12 protein-coding genes and 1 pseudogene are annotated in these 15,391 nt (G+C 71.1%); 6 read left to right on the top strand and 7 right to left on the bottom strand.

Annotated features, from left to right (window positions below):
- The 3 genes from JYK17_RS38740 to pgl all read left to right on the top strand — a co-directional run.
- Positions 1-545, top strand: a 545-nt coding sequence (locus JYK17_RS38740; protein WP_504739992.1) for a glucose-6-phosphate dehydrogenase, incomplete at its 5' end; no start/stop codon positions are given.
- Positions 542-1,666 (top strand): glucose-6-phosphate dehydrogenase assembly protein OpcA, encoded by a 1,125-nt coding sequence (gene opcA, locus JYK17_RS38735; protein ID WP_108013552.1) that lies wholly within the window; start codon positions 542-544, stop codon positions 1,664-1,666. The genes JYK17_RS38740 and opcA, both read left to right, overlap by 4 nt.
- Positions 1,663-2,445 (top strand): 6-phosphogluconolactonase, encoded by a 783-nt coding sequence (pgl, locus tag JYK17_RS38730; RefSeq protein ID WP_108013551.1) that lies wholly within the window; start codon positions 1,663-1,665, stop codon positions 2,443-2,445. Before opcA ends, pgl begins: the two co-directional genes overlap by 4 nt.
- Positions 2,446-2,510: 65 nt before the next feature.
- Here the strand turns inward: pgl and JYK17_RS38725 are convergent, their stop codons facing one another.
- The 5 genes from JYK17_RS38725 to JYK17_RS38705 form a co-directional block, all read right to left on the bottom strand.
- Positions 2,511-3,350: a carbohydrate ABC transporter permease gene (locus JYK17_RS38725; RefSeq protein WP_108013550.1), complete on the bottom strand. Its 840-nt coding sequence runs from the start codon at positions 3,348-3,350 to the stop codon at positions 2,511-2,513.
- Complete coding sequence (locus tag JYK17_RS38720; RefSeq protein WP_222812238.1) at positions 3,347-4,708, bottom strand: carbohydrate ABC transporter permease; 1,362 nt, start codon at positions 4,706-4,708, stop codon at positions 3,347-3,349. Before JYK17_RS38720 ends, JYK17_RS38725 begins: the two co-directional genes overlap by 4 nt.
- Before the next feature lie 6 nt (positions 4,709-4,714).
- Positions 4,715-6,043 carry an ABC transporter substrate-binding protein gene (locus JYK17_RS38715; protein ID WP_108013548.1) on the bottom strand — a complete coding sequence of 443 codons (1,329 nt, stop codon included), beginning with the start codon at positions 6,041-6,043 and terminating at the stop codon, positions 4,715-4,717.
- A 58-nt stretch (positions 6,044-6,101) separates the two neighbouring features.
- Positions 6,102-7,727 (bottom strand): glycoside hydrolase family 13 protein, encoded by a 1,626-nt coding sequence (locus JYK17_RS38710; protein ID WP_222812237.1) that lies wholly within the window; start codon positions 7,725-7,727, stop codon positions 6,102-6,104.
- A 144-nt stretch (positions 7,728-7,871) separates the two neighbouring features.
- Positions 7,872-9,143, bottom strand: a complete 1,272-nt coding sequence (locus tag JYK17_RS38705; RefSeq protein ID WP_108013547.1) for an ABC transporter substrate-binding protein — start codon at positions 9,141-9,143, stop codon at positions 7,872-7,874.
- A gap of 126 nt (positions 9,144-9,269) precedes the next feature.
- On the opposite strand from JYK17_RS38705, the gene JYK17_RS38700 reads away from it, so the two are divergent.
- From JYK17_RS38700 to JYK17_RS38690, 3 genes and pseudogenes are all read left to right on the top strand, one after another.
- Positions 9,270-9,785: a PadR family transcriptional regulator gene (locus JYK17_RS38700; protein WP_108013546.1), complete on the top strand. Its 516-nt coding sequence runs from the start codon at positions 9,270-9,272 to the stop codon at positions 9,783-9,785.
- Between the two features lie 92 nt (positions 9,786-9,877).
- Positions 9,878-10,531: pseudogene (locus JYK17_RS38695) on the top strand (ABC transporter ATP-binding protein); the annotation flags it as partial.
- A gap of 55 nt (positions 10,532-10,586) precedes the next feature.
- A complete protein-coding gene (locus JYK17_RS38690) occupies positions 10,587-13,115 on the top strand; it encodes an ABC transporter permease (protein WP_222812236.1) in 2,529 nt (842 codons plus the stop codon).
- Positions 13,116-13,316: 201 nt separating this feature from the next.
- Here the strand turns inward: JYK17_RS38690 and JYK17_RS38685 are convergent, their stop codons facing one another.
- A complete protein-coding gene (locus JYK17_RS38685) occupies positions 13,317-14,195 on the bottom strand; it encodes a hypothetical protein (RefSeq protein WP_108013543.1) in 879 nt (292 codons plus the stop codon).
- Between the two features lie 99 nt (positions 14,196-14,294).
- Positions 14,295-15,391, bottom strand: a 1,097-nt coding sequence (pgi, locus tag JYK17_RS38680; RefSeq protein WP_222812235.1) for a glucose-6-phosphate isomerase, incomplete at its 5' end; no start/stop codon positions are given.

Below are 15,391 nucleotides of genomic sequence, written 5' to 3'. Positions count from 1 at the left end.
TCGACCCCAATTCGAAGACCGACACCTACGCGGCCATCAAGGTCGAGATCGACAACCGGCGGTGGGCGGGTGTGCCGTTCTATCTGCGCACCGGCAAGCGCCTGGGCCGCCGGGTCACCGAGATCGCGGTCGTCTTCCAGCGGGCGCCGCACTCCCCCTTCGACCACACGGCGACGGAGGAGCTCGGCAAGAACGCGATCGTCATCCGCGTCCAGCCGGACGAGGGCGTGACGGTCCGCTTCGGCTCGAAGGTGCCGGGCACCTCGATGGAGATCCGGGACGTGTCGATGGACTTCGCCTACGGCGAGTCCTTCACCGAGTCCTCCCCGGAGGCGTACGAGCGTCTGATCCTCGACGTGCTGCTCGGCGACTCGAACCTCTTCCCGCGCACCGAGGAGGTCGAGCTGTCCTGGAAGATCCTCGACCCGATCGAGCAGTACTGGGACCAGAACGGCAAGCCCGCCCAGTACGCGTCCGGCACCTGGGGCCCCGTCGAGGCGGACGACATGCTCGCACGAGAGGGACGGAGCTGGCGCCGGCCATGAAGATAGACCTCACGGACACCACGGCCAGCAAGATCAACAAGGCGCTGGTGCAGGGCCGCCGGGCCATCGGCACGCCGGCCGTCGGCATGGTGCTCACGCTGGTCATCGTGACGGACGAGGAGAACGCGTACGACGCCCTCAAGGCGGCGAACGACGCCTCGCGCGAGCACCCCTCGCGCACGCTCGTGGTCATCAAGCGCTTCTCGCGCACCCCCCGCGACCGTACGCAGTCCCGCCTGGACGCCGAGGTCCGGGTGGGTGCGGAGGCGGGCACCGGCGAGACGGTCGTCCTGCGGCTGTACGGCGAGGTCATCGACCACGCGCAGTCCGTCGTCCTGCCGCTGCTGCTGCCGGACGCCCCGGTGGTGGCCTGGTGGCCGGTGAACGCGCCGCTCGACCCGGCGAACGACCCGCTGGGCGCCCTCGCCCAGCGCCGAGTCACCGACACCTACGCCGCCGAGCAGCCGGTGCGGGAGCTGTCCGCCCGCGCCGACACCTACACCCCCGGCGACACCGACCTGTCCTGGACCCGCATCACGCCCTGGCGCTCGATGCTGGCCGCCGCGCTCGACCAGGTCACCTGCGAGGTGGCGGCCGTCGAGGTGGAGGGCGAGGAGTTCAACCCGAGCTGTGAGCTGCTGGCGATGTGGCTGGCGGACCGGCTGGACGTGCCGGTGAAGCGGTCGCTGTCCAACGGCCCGGGACTGACCGCGGTGCGCATGGCCACGGACACCGGCCGGATCGTCCTGGACCGGGCCGACGGCTCCCTGGCGACGCTGTCGATCCAGGGTCAGCCGGACCGTGCGGTGGCGCTGAAGCGGCGTGAGACGGCCGAGCTGATCGCGGAGGAACTGCGGCGGCTGGACCCGGACGACACCTACGCGTCGGCGCTGCGGTTCGGGGTGGAGCGGCTGAACGAGACGCTGGACGGGGTGGTCTCGTTCGACGAGGCGGCGGACGCCGTCCTGGAGCCGCCGTCCAAAAGCGACGAGCCGTCAGCCGGAAGCGGCGAGTCCTCGCCCAAAGGAGAACCGGTCGAAGCCGCTGCTGAAGCTTCCGCGCCGGAAGCGGAGGCGGAGGCACCGGTGAGCGGCGCCGAGAAGAAGGCGACGGCGAAGTGAGCACTCCGCAGCTGGTCGTGCACCGCGACAAGGAACTGATGGCGCAGGCCGCCGCGGCCCGTCTGATCACGAAGATCGTGGACGCGCAGGCCTCCCGGGGCTATGCGTCCGTGGTCCTCACGGGCGGCCGCAACGGCAACGGCCTGCTGGCGGCGCTGGCCGCGGCGCCGGCACGGGACGCGATCGACTGGGGCCGGCTTGACCTGTGGTGGGGGGACGAGCGCTTCCTGCCGGAGGGCGATCCGGAGCGCAATGTCACGCAGGCCCGCGAGGCCCTGCTGGACTCCGTCCCGCTGGACCCCAAGCGGGTGCACGCCATGCCCGCCTCGGACGGGCCGCACGGCACGGACGTCGAGGCGGCGGCCGAAGGGTACGCGCAGGAACTGGCGCGGGCCGCCGGTCCCGAGAACCACGGTGCGGTGCCCACCTTCGACGTCCTGATGCTGGGCGTCGGTCCGGACACGCATGTGGCGTCGCTCTTCCCGGAGTTGCCCGCGGTGCGGGAGACGGAGCGCACGGTGGTGGGTGTCCACGGGGCGCCGAAGCCGCCGCCGACGCGGGTGAGTCTGACGCTGCCGGCGATCCGCGCGGCCCGCGAGGTCTGGCTGCTGGCCGCCGGCGAGGACAAGGCCGAGGCCGCGGCGATCGCCCTGTCGGGCGCGGGCGAGATCCAGGCCCCGGCCGCGGGCGCCCGCGGGCGCTCGCGCACCCTGTGGCTGCTGGACGCCGCGGCGGCCTCGCAGCTGCCGCGGTCGCTGTATCCGCCGGCGTCGCCCTGAGGTTCGTGTACGCAGGGGAAGGCGGCGAGGGGTTCTCCCCTCGCCGCCTTCTCACTTCACCGACCTCACTTCACCGACCCGGCCATGACTCCCTGCACGAAGTGCCGCTGGAACGCGAAGAACACGACCACCGGCACGATCAGGGACACGAACGCGCCCGGTGCGAGCACATCGATGTTGCTGCCGAACTGCCGTATCTGCGACTGGAGTTGAACGGTCAGCGGCTGCGAGGAGCTGTCCGCGAACAGCAGCGCGACCAGCATGTCGTTCCAGACCCACAGGAACTGGAAGATGGCCAGGGAGGCGATCGCGGGCCGCCCCACCGGCAGGACGAGCCGGGTGAAGATGCGCCATTCGCTGCCGCCGTCCATCCGGGCGGCCTCCAGCATCTCCTTCGGCATCTCGGCGAAGTAGTTGCGCAGCAGGAACACCGCGAAGGGCAGCCCGTACGCCACATGGAAGAGGACCACGCCCGGGATCGTCCCGAACAGCCCCAGCTCGCCGAAGAGTTTGGCCACCGGCAGCAGGCCGATCTGGACCGGCACCACCAACAGGGCGACCACGACGAGGAAGACGGTCTCCCGTCCGGGGAAGTCCAGCCAGGCGAAGGCGTATCCGGCCAGCGCCGCGAGCACCACGACCAGGACGGTCGCCGGCACCGAGATGAGCACCGTGTTCCAGAAGGCCTGGGTCATACCGGCGTTCTTCAGCAGCGCCGAGTAGTTGTCGAAGGACAACTGCCCTGGACTGGTGAACGCCGTCCACCAGCCGCTGCTCGCCGAGTCCTGCGAGGACCGCAGCGAGGACAGGAACAGCCCCGCCAGCGGAGTGAGCCACACCAGGCCGATCAGGACGAGGAAGGCCTGCACCAGGCCGCTGCCCAGCGCGCGCCGCACCGCGTTCATCGCTGACTCCTTCGGAAACGACGGACGTTGAAGACCATGGCGGGGACCACCAGCAGCAGGAGCAGCACACCGAGCGCGCTGCCCAGGCCCTGGTTGTTGCCGCCGCCGAACGACACCAGCCACATCTGTGTGGCGAGCACGGTCGCGTCCTCCTGCACGGGTCCTGGCGCGATGATGTAGACGAGGTCGAAGACCTTCATCACGTTGATCACGAGGGTCACGAAGACCACCGTCAGCACGGGCGCGAGCAGGGGCACGGTGATCCGGCGGAAGATCTGCCACTCGTTGGCGCCGTCCATCCGGGCCGCCTCCAGCGCGTCACGCGGCAGCGTCGCGAGTCCGGCTCCGATCAGGACCATCGCGAAGCCGGTCCAGATCCACAGATACGCCCCGATGATCGCCGGCGTGACGAGGGCGGGCCCGAGCCAGGAGACACCGTCGTAGGGCTGCGCGAAGTTCGAGGCCGGGAGCTTCACCGTGTACGAACCGGAGTGCAGGCCCTTGAAGGCGAAGGAGCCGTCGGAGGACGTCGTCGTGGTGGCGGCCGTCTTTCCGTCGTCGCCGACCGCCTCGACCTTCATCTGCGGCAGCCCGCGCTCGCGCCGGTCGACCGTGCCCTGCTTGCCGCCTCCGCCGGGGGTGAAGTCCAGGTAGACGACCCCGCGCACCTCGTCGGCCGCCGCCTTGCGGGAGGCTGCCGCATAGGCCGGCTCGGCACCGCCCGGCAGGTCCTTGGGCGCCACGCCGACCAGGCCGAGCGCCACCGAACTCCCCGGCGCCACGGCCTTGTTCGTGCGGTACGAGCCGTCGGTGCCCTTGGCCATCCCGAACCCTTCGCGGGCCCGCGCCGTCGGGTACTGCGACGTGCCCTTGAAGGCGTCGTGCACCGAGACCGCGGCCGCGTTCAGGACGCCCTTGTTCGGGTCCTCGTCGTAGGCGAGCCGGAAGATGATGCCGGCCGCGAGGAAGGACACCGCCATCGGCATGAACAGCAGCAGCTTGAAGGCCGTGGCCCAGCGGACCTTCTCCACCAGGACGGCGAGGATCAGGCCGAGGCCGGTCAGCAGCGCCGGTGCCACCACGACCCAGATGGCCGTGTTGCGTACGGCCTTGAGGGTCGCCGGGTCGCGGAACATCTCGGTGTAGTTCTCGCCGCCCACGAAGCGCGTGCCGGACGCGTCGAAGAAGCTGCGGCCGATCGAGAACAGCACCGGGTACACGACGAGCGCGCCCAGCAGGAGCAGCGCCGGGAAGGCGAACAGCACGGCGATGGTCCGGGCTCGCCGGCGCGAGCGCCGGGCCCGTTCAACGGCGCCCTGAGCGGGCGGACTTGTCTCTTTCACCAGAGTCGCGGTCATGGGACGTCAGCCCTTGTACGCCTTGGCGGCCGCGGACTCCAGCCGCGCCGCGGTCTTCGCCGGGTCGGACGGGTCGCGCAGGAAGTCCTGGAGCAGCTTCCACTCGCCCGCGCCCTTGGTCCCGCCGAACGCCGCGGGCGCCTGGTCGGACATGTCGAAGCGGACCGAATCCCCGGCCCCGACAAGGGACTTGGCGGTCGCGCGGCTGACGTCGTCGCCGTACTCGCCGAAGTCGAGCTGCTTGTTCGGCGACAGGAAGCCGCCGGCCTTCGCCCAGACGGCGGCCGCCTCGGGGGTGGCCAGGTACTCCAGGAGCTTCATGCCGGCCTTGGCGTTCTTGCCGTCCTTGAGGACGACGGCCGCGTCACCGCCGCTGACCACGGGCGCCTTGCCCCCGTCGACCGCGGGGAAGGGGAAGAAGTTCGCGTCCTTGCCGATCGCCTTGCCGAACTGGTCCTTGGCGACCCCGGCGACGAAGTCGCCCTCGTAGACCATGCCGGCCTCGGGCTTGGGTCCGAACACCTTCTCCACCGAGCCCGGGAAGTCGGTGTTGAGGGCCTCCTTCTGGCCGCCGGCGACGAGCTGCTTGTCCTTGAAGAGCTTGCCGAGCGTGCCGAGGGCCTTGACCACCGAGGCGTCGGTCCACTTCAGCTTGTGGGCGGCGAGGGCGTCGTACTTTTCCGGTCCGGCCTGCGAGAGGTAGATGTTCTCGAACCAGTCGGTGAGGGTCCAGCCGTCCTGTCCGGCGACCGAGAAGGCGGACAGGCCGGAGTCGGAGACGGTGTGCCCGGCCTTCAGCATCGCGTCGTACGTCGTCGGCGGCTTGACGCCGGCCTGGTCGAGGGCGTCGGGGCTGTACCAGACCGTCGACTTGTGGGCGGCCTTGAAGTAGACGCCGTAGAGGGTGCCGTCGACGCTGCCGTACTTCTTCCAGACGGGTGCGTAGCCGGCGTCCACCGACTTCTCGGTGGTGGCCGACAGCGGCTTGAGCCAGCCCTTCTTGGCGAACTGCTGGAGCACGCCGACCTGCGGGACCATCACCACGTCGGGGGCGTTGCCGCCCTCGATCTTGCTGCCGACGACGGTGGAGACGTTGTCGCCGGTGGAGGTGAACTGCGTCTTGGCGCCGGTCTTCGCGGTGAAGGCGTCCAGCACCTTCTGGAAGTTCTTCTGCTCGCTGCCGGACCAGACCCCGGCCACGGAGACCGTCTGGCCGCTGAGTGCCTTGTCCCCGCCGCCCGCGGAGACCGGTCCGCCGCCTCCGCAGGCGGTGGCGCCGAGCGCCAGGGCGAGCGCGGTGCAGCCGGTGAGCAGGGTCGTGCGTCGTCGCGTCATCGTTGATGTCCCTTCCAGGGATGGGTAACTGACGAGAAATCAGAAGAGGTGGGGGCGCTCAGAGGTCGCTCATCCACCAGGCCGCCGTCGAGCCGGGCAGCACCCCGGCCGGGCACGGGCCGCTGGACAGCAGCGGGGTGCCGGGGACCGGCGCGGGCGTGGGCGCCGTCCCGAAGTTGACGGCGCAGACCAGGCCGTCGCCGCGGACGAAGCCGAGGACGCCGGGCGGGGCGTCCAGCCAGTCGAGCGTGCCCTCCCCCAACTGGGGCAGGGCGGCGCGCAGTTGGAGCCCGTCGCGGTACAGGTGCCAGAAGGAGCGGGTGTCGGCGAGGGCGCGGTCGGTGGCGTACTCGGCGAAGTACGACGGCTGCGGCAGCCAGGGCCGCGCGCTCTCGGCGCCGGAGGTGAAGCCGAACGGCGAGGCCTGTCCGGACCACGGCAGCGGCACCCGGCAGCCGTCGCGGATGCGGGCCCGGCTGCCGGTGCGGCGGAAGATGGGGTCGGTGAGCACGTCGTCGGGCAGGTCGACGACCTCGGGCAGGCCCAGCTCCTCGCCCTGGTAGATGTACGCGGCTCCGGGCAGCGCCAGCATCAGCAGCGCGGCGGCGCGGGCGCGGGCGGCGCCCAGGCCGCTGCACCCGGTGGCGGGTTCGCCGTAGCGGGTGACGGTGCGCACCTGGTCGTGGTTGTTGAGCACCCAGGTGACCGTGGAGCCGGTGCCGGCGATGTCCTGCATGGCCTCGGTGATGACCTTGCGGAAGGCGTCGGCGTCCCACGGGGCGCTGAGCAGGTCGAAGAAGAAGGCCTGGTGCAGTTCGTCCGGCCGTACGTACTTCGCGTGTTCGCGGGCGCTGGGCACGGACACCTCGCCGACCAGCAGCCGTTCGCGGCCGTCGCGTGCCGTGTACTGCTCGCACACCGTCCGCCAGTGCCGCCACACGTCGTGCACCTCGGGCTGGTTCCAGGCGAGCGGGTTGACCGAGTCACGGGTGCGGGCGTCGGCCTCGGGGTCGTCGGAGTCGGGCAGTTGGGGGTGCTTGAAGAGTCCTGCCGCAACGTCGATGCGGAAACCGTCGATCCCGCGGTCCAGCCAGAAGCGCAGCACCCGGTCGAACTCGGCGCCGACCTCCTGGTTGCGCCAGTTCCAGTCGGGCTGCTCGGGGGCGAACATGTGCAGGTACCACTGGCCCGGTCGGCCGTCCGCCTCGGTCACCCGGCTCCAGGCCGGTCCGCCGAACATGGAGTGCCAGTTGTTGGGCGGCTCGGCGCCGTCGGGGCCGCGCCCGTCGGCGAAGTGGAAGCGGGCGCGGGCCGCGCTGCCGGGCGCGGAGGCGAGCGCCTCCTGGAACCACGGGTGCTCGCTGGAGCAGTGGTTGGGCACGATGTCCAGCAGCACCTTGACGCCGAGCCGCCGGGCGGCCGCCATCAGCAGGTCGAACTCGGCGAGGTCGCCGAAGAGCGGGTCGACGCCGCAGTAGTCGGCGACGTCGTAGCCGTGGTCGTGCTGGGGCGAGGGGTAGAAGGGGCTCAGCCAGATCCCGTCCACGCCCAGCTTCTTCAGATACGGCAGCCCGGCGCGAACCCCGGCCAGATCGCCGATGCCGTCGCCGGTGCTGTCCAGGAAGCTGCGGACGTACACCTGGTAGATCACTGCGTCGCGCCACCAGCGGCACTTACTCAACATGCATGCATGTTAGGTAGGCGTGTCTTGGGGGTGTCAATGAAAAGAACGCATGCTACTGGCGGGTCGGGGATATAAATACGGACTTACCCGGGCAGCTATACGCCAGATGAGATGTCCGCGTTACCTAACAGGTAAGTACAGAACTTATCGGCCGGGGATCGCGGCCAGCTCCCGTGCCAGCCGGCGCACGGCCGCCGCGGGGCTCTCGTGCCCGGTCATCGCGTCCTGCACCACCGCCTGCACCACCAGGCTGACCTGGTCGTAGCGCGGGCTCTTGGGGCGCGGGGCGGCGTTGAGCACGCTCTCGCGCAGGGTGGGCAGATAGGGGAACTTCCGTACCAGCGCGGGGTCTTCGTAGAGCGCGGCGCGCACGGGCGGCAGCGCGCCGCGCGTGAGGACCTGGCGCTGTACGGGCTCGCTGGTGAGGTAGGCGATCAGGCGCGCGGCCGAATCGGGATGGCGCGCATGGGTGTTGACGGCGAGGTTGGAGCCGCCGAGAACGCTCGTCCCGGGCCCGTCGGGACCCGGCAGCGGCACCGCGCCGACCTTCCCGGCGACCGGTGAACCCTTGGCGGAGGCGACGACATAGGCGTAGGGCCAGTTGCGCAGGAAGAGCAGTTTGCCGTCCTGGAAGGCCTGCTTGGACTCCTCCTCCTTGTACGTCAGCGCCTTCTTCGGGATCCAGCCCTCGCGGACGCCGCGGGCCAGGAACCCGATGCCCTCGCGGGCGGCCGCGGAGTTCACGGTCACGGTCGCGCCCTCGTCGCCGAGGATGCTGCCGCCCGCCGAGTAGACCGCCTCGGCGGCGTTGACGGTGAGGCCCTCGTACGGGAGGAACTGCCCTGCGTAGCCGTCGAGTCGGTACTTCGGCGCGATGGTCTTCGCGTCCCGCTCCAGCTCGGCCCAGGTGCGCGGCGGCGGGACGCCCTCCTTCTCCAGGACGTCCTTGCGGTAGAGGAGCAGCCCGGCGTTGGTGACGTAGGGGACGGCGTACAGGTGTCCGTCGTAGGTCGCCGTGTCGACCACCGGGTTCAGGAACGTATCGAGCGGGAAGCGGTCGCGGGGCAGGGGGCGGATCCAGCCCGCCGCCGCGAACTCGGAGGTCCAGTTGACGTCGATGTTGAGGACGTCGAACCGGCTGCGGTCCCCGCCGCGCAGGTCGGTGACCATCTGGGCGTGGGTCTCGTCGGCGGAGTCCGGCAACTCGACGAGGGTCACCTTCTCGCCGGGATGGGTGCGGTTCCAGCCTTCCAACAGCGGGCCGAGATAGCCGGTGAGGTCCCCCGCGGTGGCGAGCGTGAGGGGCCCGCGGCCCCCTGCGGTGCCCTCGTCGGCGTGGGCGCCGGAGGTGACGTAGCCGGTCATGACCACGACGAGAACGAGAAGGCCCCTACCGGCGGCGTGTATCCACCGCATAGGTTCCTCCCTGTACACCGGCACCACGGGCAGCATCGCCCGGGACAGTGGCCATGTATACCTGTTAGGTATGCGCGATACTAGGGCCCGCGGCACATTACTCGGGATGCGGGGAGGAGAGCACGAGTGCGGCTGCCTCTCCTGGCCCTGCTGGCGCGCGGTCCGGCCCACGGCTACGAGCTCAAGCAGGACCTTGAGCAACTGCTGGGCTCCGCGTACCCTCAGCCGAACGTCGGCCAGATCTATGTGACCCTCGGCCGCCTCGAGAAGCAGGGACTGATCGAGGGCGAGGACGTCCAGCAGTCGAACCGGCCCAACAAAAAGGTCTACCACCTCACCGAAACCGGGCGGGAGGCGCTGCGCGCCTGGTTCGAGGAGCCCGAGGACGAGCCGCGGGTGCGGGACGAGTTCTTCATGAAGCTGGCGCTCGCTCCGCAGACCGGTCTCGCCGACCAGATCGCCCTGATCAACAAGCAACGGCGCCAGTACCTCAACACCATGCGCAACCTGTCGAAGCTGGCCGCCGCCGAGAACCGGGACAACCGTGTCGCGCAGTTGCTGATCGAGGGCGCGATGCTGCACCTGCAGGCCGACCTCGACTGGCTGGAACGGTGCCAGGAAGAGCTGGAGGAGCTGGAGTGAGCGACAGTCCCGCTCCCGTGCTGCACGCCGTGGGCCTGCTCAAGACGCACTACGGCGAGGGCGCACCCGCACACGCCGTGCGCGGAGTCGATCTCTGTGTCCGGCGGGGCGAGTTCGTGGCCGTCACCGGTCCCTCCGGCGCCGGCAAGTCGACGCTGCTGCATCTGCTGGGCGGACTGCAGCGTCCGGACGGCGGCAGCATCCGGCTGGACGGCGTGCCCACCGACAGCTGGAGCGAGGCGCGCTGGGCGGTGGAGCGCAGGAAGCGGATCGGCATCGTCTTCCAGTTCTTCAACCTGGTCTCGAACCTGTCGGTCGCCGACAACGTGGAGCTGCCCGCGCTGCTCGCCGGGGTGCCGCCCCGGCAGGCGCGCGCCGGGCGCGAGGAGCTGCTGGCCGAGCTGGGCCTCGCGGGCAAGGAGCGGAGCATGCCGGGTGAGCTGTCCGGCGGTGAGCAGCAGCGGGTCGCGCTGGCCCGGGCCCTGGTCAACCATCCTCCGCTGCTGCTGGCGGACGAGCCCGCGGGCAGCCTGGACAGCAAGGGCACCCGTGAGGTGATGCGGCTGCTGTCCCGCTTCCACCGGCGTGGCCAGACGATCGTGCTGGTCACCCATGACGCCCGGCTGGCGAGCGCCGCGGACCGGGTGATCAGCTTCTTCGACGGGCGCATAGCCGACGACGCGGTACTGGACGGCAGGCCGACCCGCGGGACCGGGATATCCGGAGTTCTGGAACTCAAGGACTGACATGCGGGTGTACGACCGTTGCGGCGCGCCCCGCGGACCGAGGAGCTGAGCCGCCGTGCGAGCGACCCTGCGCTGGGCGCACTCCGATCTGCGCACGCACCGCGGCGAGGCACTGTTCCTGGTGCTGGCGACGGCCGGGATCGTGGTGTCGCTGCTGCTGGCGACGGCCCTGTTCGGCTACGCCACCAACCCCTGGCAGCGGATCTTCACCCAGGAGCGCGGTGCGCACGTGTGGATCCACACGGCCGAGTCCGCCCAGGTGGGGAAGTTGGCGGACCTGGACGGCGTCCAGTCCGTCGCCGGTCCCTACCCCGCCGCCTCCACCACCCTCGCCTCACGCGGCACCCGCGCCTCGGTGGAGCTGCGCGCCACGCCCGAACGCCCCACTGTGGGCCGTCCGCTCCTGACCGCGGGCCACTGGCTGGACCCCGCCACACCCGACGGCGTGGTGCTGGAGAGCCGCCTCGCCCGCGCCCTGCTCGCCGAACCCGGCGACACGCTCACCCTGCCGGGCACGAAGCGGACGGTGACCGTCCTCGGCGTGGCCGACAGCGCAGAGCCCCGCTACCGCCCCGGCGAGCAGCCGGGGCTCGTCTGGGCGCTCCCCTCCGCCGTGCCGGACCCGACCAGCCAGGTCATCGGCCTGCGCCTGACCGACCCCGACGACACCGGCTACGCCGTCCAGCGCGCCGTCACGGTCCTCGGCTCCGGTGCCATCGGCGAGGTCTCCACCTGGCAGCAGGCCCGCGCCGAGGCACAGGGCGACAACCGGCTGCTCGGTCAGGTGCTGGGCCTGTTCGGCGTGGGCGCGCTGCTCGCGGCCGGGCTCGCGGTGCACGGCGCGATCTCCACCCGCATCCGCGGCCATCTCCGGGACATCTCCGTCCTGAAGGCGATCGGCTTCACCCCGGCCCAGGTCGTGCGCGTCTTCCTCTTCCAGCACATCGCCTACGCCGTCCTGGGCGCGGTCGGCGCCGCCACGCTCACCGGGGCCCTGGGCAGCCGCTTCCCGGGCCGCCTCGGCGACGCCCTCGGTGTCTGGCAGGGCCTGCCCGGCCACACGCTCACCCTGTTCGCCGTCCCCATCGGCGCGGTGCTCTTCATCGGCGCGACCACGGGCCTCGCGGCGTGGCGGGCGGGGCGGGTGCCGCCGGTACCGGTGCCACGGGGATCGCTCGGGGGCGGGCGCGCGGGCGGGGGGCGGTTCGCGGCGAGGGGCGGTAGGGCGAGGGGCGGTAGTGGGACGGGCCAACGGGCGCTTGCGCCCCGGCCTTCGGCCGCGCAGGACTACGGTGCGCCCATCAGTGGGCCGGTGCAGGTGCCGGTGCCGGTGCGCCGGACGATCGGTTTTCGGCGCACGGCTCCGGCCGGTGAGCGAGGGGCCGAGGTGGTCCACGGTCTTGAGGGTCCGCTGTCCTCCGGGCCCTCGACCGGGCAGCTCTCCGGGATGGCGCGGCGGGCGCTCGCGTTGGGGGTGCCGCCCGCGCTGGTACTGGGCTGGCACACGACCTTCGTCCGCCGGGTGCGGTCCCTGGCCACCGTGGCCCGGCTCGCGCTGCCCCTGCTGCTGATCGTCGTGGCGATGAGCGCCTGGACCACCATCGACCGCTTCCACAGCAGGCCCGAGCAGATCGGTCTGCCGGCCGCGCTCACCGTCCACACCGACGCCGGCCTGAGCGACCGCGGCACCCGCGCGGTGCTGGACCGCGACCCGCAGGTCGCCGCCGCCTACCCCGGCGTCGAGATGGCCGCCCTGGTCCCCGGGCAGACGGCCACCATCGCGCTGCGCGGTCTTGGCACACGGCACCACCCCTACCCGTACGCACTGGCCGAGGGCCGCCCCGCGCGCGCCGACGACGAGGCGGTGGCCGGGCAGGGCCTGCTCGAACTGCTGGACGCCAAGGTCGGCGACTGGGTGCGGATGACGGTCGGCGACCAGCCGCAGATCCTGCACATCGTGGGCCGCAGCATCGAACCGGAGAACGCCGGCCGGGTCATCTCCACCTCTCTCGACACCCTCCGCGGCAACGACCCGCACCTCGCCCCGACGCTCTACCAGCTCCGGCTGCGCCCCGGGGCCGACCCGCACACGGTCGCGAGGCGGCTGACCGCCGCCGGGCACGGGCATCTGGACGTGCACGCCGTGACCAACCCGGCCGACGGGCTCTCTCCCCTGCGCTCGGTCGTCGCAGGGCTGATCGTCGTACTCGCGCTGATCGGGCTCGTCGAACTGCTCACCGCGATCGGCGGCACCGTCCGCGAGGGCGAACGCGATCTGCTCGCCCTCAAGGCCATCGGCCTGTCCCCGCGCCAGATCACCGCGATCACCGTCACGGCCACCGGCTGCACCGCCCTGGCCGCCGTCGTGGCCGGCACGGCCATCGGCACTCCTCTCGCGCACTGGCTGATCGACGCCCAGGGCAGATCGAGCGGAATCGGCGCGGGCATCGCCCAGAGCCCGTCGCCGCTCCTGCTGTCGCTCTTCGGTGCGGCGGCAGTACTGGGCGCGGCAGCCCTCGCCGCCCTGCCCGCAGCCCGCGCAGCACGCCACCGCCTCGCGGACACCCTCAGCGCGGTGGCCTGACCCGGTCAAGTGCCGTACGGACTGCGCGGGTTGTACGGATTGCCGTTCCGATGACCGCCGTAGGGGCTCACCCGGGGCGCATACGGCGGAGACGGCGGGGCGAGGCGCGGCAGCATCGCCGGGTGCGCCGCCAATCGGACGCCGTACCGGCTGCCTGAGCCGACGCAGATCCAGCAGCGCGATCCGGCGGCCTGACCCCGCTCAAGTCCCGTACGGACTACGCGGGTTGTACGGATGGCCGTATGGGTTGTTCTGTGACGGACCGTATGGGCTCCCCTGCGGCGGTACGAACCCCCCGGCCCCCTGCGGTGCGTACGGCGGAGGCGGCGGAGCGAGCCGCGGCAGCACCGCCGGGTGTGCCGCCAGACGGACGCCGTGGCGCTGCCTGAGCCTGCTCAGCTCCAGGAGCGCGATCGCCGTGACCGTCACGGGGGCGCCCAGGATGAAGAAGATGCCCATTGTCAGGCTCAGGCCGTGCAGATCGCCGGTGATCAGGTCCGGGAGGGCCATCAGCCAGGTCGTGACCGTGGCGAGCAGCGGGGGCAGACCGCGGTGCACCACGGCGGTGCCGAAGAAGTTCCCGGTCAGCTTGACCGCGCCCGCTATCACGAAGACCGCCATCCACAGCCCGACGAGGCTCAGCACGAGTTTCGCGAGGATTCCGAACGCGTCGCCCAGCCGGAAGACCAGCACCGTCCCGAGCACCGAGGCGATGAAGAGCAGCAGTAACTTGAGCGCGCTGACGAGCGGGTTCTTCAGCTGCCGCACCGAGCCGCCGCGCCGCCAGACGAAGAGCATCACACCGACCGTCAGCGGGGTGATGAAGAACAGGACGGCGGAGGCGGTGGCGGCGTTGTCCAGCATCTCGTCGAAGGCGAACCCGCCCTCGACGAAGGTGTAGACGCCAAGCGCCGCGACCGCCCCGGCGATGATCCGCACCCGCTTGAGCCGCTCCACCGACGGGTCGACCGCGTCCGGGATCCACGCCGGATGGAACACCGCCCGCGCCACCCGATGAGGCTTCAGAAAGGCCCGCGCGGTCAACCTCTCGCTGAGCCAACTCCCTTGTGGACTACTCACGTTGCGCTCCCCCGAGCGGTCGCGTCCATGATCGCTCGGGGGATTCTACGGGACGCCCACGCCCCTGGGCCGCCCGCTTCCCGTGTCGCGTCGCCGACCTCACGCCCGGCCGCGCAGCTCCCGGTACTTGGCGACCAGCGCCGCGCTCGACTCGTCCAGACCCGGCACCCGGGCCCCCTCGGTCAGCGCGGGCTCGACCCGCTTGGCGAGCACCTTGCCGAGCTCCACGCCCCACTGGTCGAAGGAGTCGATGTTCCACACGGCGCCCTGCACGAACACCTTGTGCTCGTACAGCGCGATCAGCTGCCCGAGGACCGACGGGGTCAGCTCACGCGCCAGGATCGTCGTCGTCGGGTGGTTGCCCTTGAACGTCTTGTGCGGCACCAGGTCCTCCGCCACCCCCTCGGCCCGCACCTCGTCCGGCGTCTTGCCGAAGGCCAACGCCTGTGTCTGCGCGAAGAAGTTGGCCATCAGCAGGTCGTGCTGCGCCTTCAGCGTCCCGCTCAGCTCGGCCACCGGCTCGGCGAAGCCGATGAAGTCGGCCGGGATCAACTTCGTCCCCTGGTGGATGAGTTGGTAGTACGCGTGCTGTCCGTTGGTGCCCGGCGTGCCCCACACCACCGGTCCGGTCTGCCAGTCCACCTGCTGCCCGTCCCGGCCGACGTACTTGCCGTTGGACTCCATGTCCAGCTGCTGCAGATAGGCGGTGAACTTCGACAGATAGTGGCTGTACGGCAGCACCGCATGCGACTGGGCGTCGTGGAAGTTGCCGTACCAGATGCCCAGCAGGCCCAGCAGCAGCGGCACGTTGGACTCGGCGGGCGCGGTCCTGAAGTGCTCGTCGACCAGGTGGAACCCGTCGAGCATCTCCCGGAAGCGGTCCGGGCCGATGGCGATCATCAGCGACAGGCCGATCGCCGAGTCGTAGGAGTAGCGGCCGCCGACCCAGTCCCAGAACTCGAACATGTTGTCCGGGTCGATACCGAACTCGGTGACCTTCCCGGCGTTCGTCGACAGCGCCACGAAGTGCCGGGCGACCGCCTCCTGACCGGCCTTCAGCTCGGCGAGCAGCCACTCACGCGCGGAGGTCGCGTTGGTGATCGTCTCGATGGTGGTGAAGGTCTTGGAGGCGATGATGAACAGCGTCTCCGCCGCGTCCAGGTCGCGGGTGGCCTCGTGCAGGTCGGCGCCGTCGA

The sequence above is a fragment of the Streptomyces plumbidurans genome (assembly GCF_019857225.1).
In the GTDB taxonomy this organism is placed as follows: Bacteria; Actinomycetota; Actinomycetes; order Streptomycetales; family Streptomycetaceae; genus Streptomyces; species Streptomyces plumbidurans.
This window is presented reverse-complemented; position numbering and strand designations above follow the sequence as displayed.

Coding starts and splice junctions, on each gene's coding strand:
- opcA (WP_108013552.1), top strand. CDS start 542: ATGAAGATAGACCTCACGGACACCACGGCCAGCAAGATCAACAAGGCG.
- JYK17_RS38725 (WP_108013550.1), bottom strand. CDS start 3,350: ATGAACGCGGTGCGGCGCGCGCTGGGCAGCGGCCTGGTGCAGGCCTTC.
- JYK17_RS38720 (WP_222812238.1), bottom strand. CDS start 4,708: ATGACCGCGACTCTGGTGAAAGAGACAAGTCCGCCCGCTCAGGGCGCC.
- JYK17_RS38715 (WP_108013548.1), bottom strand. CDS start 6,043: ATGACGCGACGACGCACGACCCTGCTCACCGGCTGCACCGCGCTCGCC.
- JYK17_RS38710 (WP_222812237.1), bottom strand. CDS start 7,727: ATGTTGAGTAAGTGCCGCTGGTGGCGCGACGCAGTGATCTACCAGGTG.
- JYK17_RS38705 (WP_108013547.1), bottom strand. CDS start 9,143: ATGCGGTGGATACACGCCGCCGGTAGGGGCCTTCTCGTTCTCGTCGTG.